This is a genomic window from Massilia sp. MS-15, assembly GCF_020176695.1.
In the GTDB taxonomy this organism is placed as follows: Bacteria; Pseudomonadota; Gammaproteobacteria; order Burkholderiales; family Burkholderiaceae_D; genus Telluria; species Telluria hydrophila.
Genome location: NZ_JAIWIA010000037.1, coordinates 1 through 3,700 on the forward strand (window position 1 = coordinate 1; position 3,700 = coordinate 3,700).

General features: G+C 57.9%; 4 protein-coding genes and 1 pseudogene. All 5 read right to left on the reverse strand.

Annotation, left to right across the window (positions count from 1 at the left end; genetic code table 11):
• Positions 1-315: 315 nt before the first annotated feature.
• Entirely contained in the window at positions 316-915 is a 600-nt protein-coding gene (locus LCI23_RS15210; protein WP_224947296.1) for a DUF4124 domain-containing protein, read from the reverse strand.
• Positions 916-1,188: 273 nt separating this feature from the next.
• Positions 1,189-1,470, reverse strand: a pseudogene (locus LCI23_RS15215) (IS3 family transposase); the annotation flags it as partial.
• Between the two features lie 16 nt (positions 1,471-1,486).
• Complete coding sequence (locus LCI23_RS15220; RefSeq protein ID WP_224947297.1) at positions 1,487-2,554, reverse strand: IS110 family transposase; 1,068 nt, start codon at positions 2,552-2,554, stop codon at positions 1,487-1,489.
• Positions 2,555-2,799: 245 nt separating this feature from the next.
• A complete protein-coding gene (locus LCI23_RS15225) occupies positions 2,800-3,384 on the reverse strand; it encodes an IS3 family transposase (RefSeq protein ID WP_374041179.1) in 585 nt (194 codons plus the stop codon).
• Positions 3,385-3,524: 140 nt separating this feature from the next.
• Entirely contained in the window at positions 3,525-3,683 is a 159-nt protein-coding gene (locus tag LCI23_RS20700; protein WP_224947299.1) for a transposase, read from the reverse strand.
• Between the last annotated feature and the right edge of the window lie 17 nt (positions 3,684-3,700).

The following is a 3,700-nucleotide window of genomic DNA, read 5'->3' on the forward strand; positions in this document are numbered from 1 at the left end:
TGATGTGACCCATAGCCAGCACAAAAAGTTCACTGTAGCGCGGGCCTTGTGTCGTCGCTGCGTGAGCGGTCGCCTGTGGCGGTCCGGAAAATACGCGCAGTAGCAGACACTGCGTCGCGATACAAAAAATACAATAACCCCGCCGGCTGGACCGTGCGTTGGCTAACAGAGCCGGAGCATCCGTCTCTGGCACGGCGGCGCGCTGCGTTCCACACAGGCTATATCAGGTTTTCCAGGACAATGATTTATGGATTTCATGGATGACAGGAAGGCTGCGGATGCGGCCCGAGCCGACGCTGCCGCTGGCTGCGCACGCTATTTCCTGGGCACGTAGTCCATGATGGCGCGCACCACCCGTGCGTCGCCAGCCAGGTCGAATTCCGGCATTGTCAGCGTGGTCGGCATTGCCTTGCACCATGCCACCCGTTCCGCTATCGGCGCAACGCTCAGCCTCATGACATAAGGCTCGTTCTGGCGCTTGGCGTCGTCGGCGATGGCGTTGAGCTTCGCCTCCGTCAGCGCATCATGGACCACGACAATCTTCTTCCGGGTCAGTGCGGCGTGGCGTTCTTCCCAGACCGATGCCGCGCGCGTGGCGGCGGCCGCGGCATCCTTGGCGCCAGTAAAGTTGTTGCTGGCGAGCATGCCGCACAGGCGCTTGGCCGAGTGCACGATGATCTGCTTGTAATAGACCCGCAGCGATGCCTCCACTGCCCACTGGGTGGCGGCCCGGGCAGGTCCGTCGTCTTGGGGCGCCGCGCGGCCGAGCGTCGTGACGACCGTCTGCGCCGACGGTGGCGGCGGCCGGTCCGTATAGCCGATTTTCCCGTCTGGTCCGACGACCTTGTAGACGGTCTGGGCCTGGCACAGGCCCGCCAGGAAGAACGCTGCAAAGCCGAGAGTCCGATGGGCCATGGTTCTTCAGAAAAAGGGAATGCGTCTTCGCATTACACCACGCTTCAAGAAAAAATTTGCCAAATGAAAACTGGATGCGCCATTTTATGCACCGCGGATCACGCCCGGCCCAATCAAAGAAAAAGGGCCACGTGCAAAACATATGACCCTTTTGTCTGGTGCCGTTGATCACATTGAACCAGTTTTGCAACCTATGCGCGAGTGGGGTTAAGCATACGAGAAATCTAGATAATATCAATGACTGGCCTTCCCCCATCGTCACGGACATTTCCGTTAGGCGCATTTTAGATTTTCAAATTGTACCGGGCTGAGATAGCCGATAGTGGAATGACGCCGGCGTGGATTGTAGAACCTTTCTATGTAGTCGAACACGTCTGCGCGTAAATCATCCCTGGTTCGGTAATGCTTTTTGCTCAGGCGCTCAGTCTTGAGCGTCGAGAAGAAGCTTTCCATTGCAGCGTTGTCCCAGCAGTTGCCGCGACGGCTCATGCTGCAAACGATGCCGTGTGATTCAAGTAGACGCTGAAAGTCCTCACTCGTGTATTGGGAACCTTGGACGCCCTTCTATGTGTCAAGTGGCGATTTTGGTCGCGTTTATCTCACGGTGCCGCCGTTGAATGATGTAGAAGACTTCGCGAGCGATGTAGCGTTTGAGACAGCGAATAGCCTCAAGCTTGGAGTGTCCTTCATTGAGCCGCTTGGTCACGTATGCCTGCGTACGCGGATCGGTTCGCAAGCGGCCGATGGCAATGATATGCAGTGCGCTGTTCGCGGCTCTGTCGCCTCCACGGTTCAAGCGGTGCCTCGATACCTTTCCCGAAGAAGCGGGTACCGGGCTGACGCCACATAGAGCGGCGAAGCTTGATTCAGAGTGCAGTCGCCCGCTGTTATCGCCTGCCGTCAGCAATAGCTGAGACGCCGATTCGTACCCAATAGAGTTTTGTGCAATGAGTTCTGGAGCGAGTTCGTCGACGAGTGCGGCGATCATGGCGTCCAGGTCAGCGATCTCATCGTGCAGCTCAAGATAGCGCCGAGCCAACGATTTGAGAGCAATACGATACGCCGACGTCAAATTTCGATAGTCGGACAGGTCTGGGCGCCATGCCGCAAGCGTCCGGATGAGCTGCATACGGGTAAGCGTACGCAACGATTCTCGCAGCTCGTCTGGTGCGCTAATGATGTTGTTCTGGATGAGCTGCAGGGCAACGCGGCGCGCGGCGACTGCAGTCTTGCGACAGGCCTTGAGTACACGCAGCGACTCGACCATGCCATCCCGCGTCTTGGGCGTAACGGTTCGTACCTGGGCCAATGCTGCGTGGGCGGCATTTTCAGCATCGATCGTATCGTCTTTACCTCGCTTGCGTCGATCATGCTTATCCGGCGCAGTCACCTCCAGCACGGTCACGCCGGCCTTCTGGAGGTAACGAAGCAAACCAGCGCCGTAGGTTCCCGTGCATTCCACGCCAATGCGAGCGAGCTCGCCAAACGAACGGAGCCAAGCCAACATCTGTTTGTACCCGTGGCGAGTGCTCGGGAAACACTGGTTGCCTAGAACGTGATCCTGCTCATCTACTACCGCCGCGAAATGCATGTCTTTGTGGGTGTCCACACCACCGACAACAAGCCGTTGCTCATCCATGGCCTCGCTCCTCAATATAGGTTAGCGATTCCGCCACAACGAATACTTGGACAAGACAGTAAAGCGACAGAGCGTCAGGCCCTTCTTGGGTCACATGTATCGACGAGGCGAAACCTCGCCGCCAACGTTGCTGGGCAACCGACAGGTCCAGGGGAAGACAATAGTTTGTCGATCAGAGTGCGGGTCAGGTTGCCCAGAACGCTACACGGCACCAGGTCTTCGCTGGTCGATCTATGCTACAAGGATCAGTTCGCCCAGGAATAGCTGGTACGGACATTCTTACTGTCCGAGTGATGCAGCACAGCGCGAGGCCGGCCACGGCGGAAGATGGCCATCAGCAAGGCATCCATCACCAACTGCGCGGTCATCGTCGGTTGCATTAACCAGCCCACTACGCGCCGCGAGTACAGGTCCAGGACGACAGCAACAAACAGCCAGCCTTCGCCAGTCCACACGTAGGTAAAGTCGGCCGCCCATTTCTGATTCGAGCCTGTCGCTTCAAACTGCCGGTCCAGCAAGTTCGGTGCGATGGCATGGACTGGTGAGTCAAGCTGGCCTGGTGCCCGGCGCCGCTTGTGACGTGCCTTGATGCCGGCCGCTTTCATCAGTCGCGCCACTCGGTTCTCGCTGCAGGAAAAACCAGCGTCGATAAGGTCTCGCACTACGCGCGGCGAACCGTATGTGCCATCGCTGGCTTCGTGGCTGTGCTTGATTGCCTTTAGGAGCTGGCCATTCTCGCGCTCATGCGAACTTATTGGCCGCCCGAGCCAGTCGTAAAAACCACTGCTCGATACGCCGAGCAGACGGCACATTGTTCGTGTTGGCCAGATGGCTCAATATTTGGCGATGAAGCCGTACTTCACTTGAGGTCGGCTGCGAAGTAGCCGAGCGCTTTTTTTAATATGTCGCGCTCCGTCTTGACCTTTGCCAGCTCGCGCCGCATGCGCTCATACTCTTGGGCCGACACCTTCTAGCGTCCAACCGCGACCTCCGCATCGACGTTGGCATCTCTGCACCACCGTCCCAACAAATTGGCGCCGATACCAAGGTCACGGGCTATCGCCGCCTCGCTCGCGCCAGGCTGGCCTACCAGCTTGACTGCTTCGCGCTTAAACTCTTCTGAAAACAACCGTCTTTCACGTGCCA

Bases quoted from the DNA above. Each gene is read 5' to 3' on its own strand.
- LCI23_RS15210 (WP_224947296.1), bottom strand. From the start codon at position 915: ATGGCCCATCGGACTCTCGGCTTTGCAGCGTTCTTCCTGGCGGGCCTG.
- LCI23_RS15220 (WP_224947297.1), bottom strand. From the start codon at position 2,554: ATGGATGAGCAACGGCTTGTTGTCGGTGGTGTGGACACCCACAAAGAC.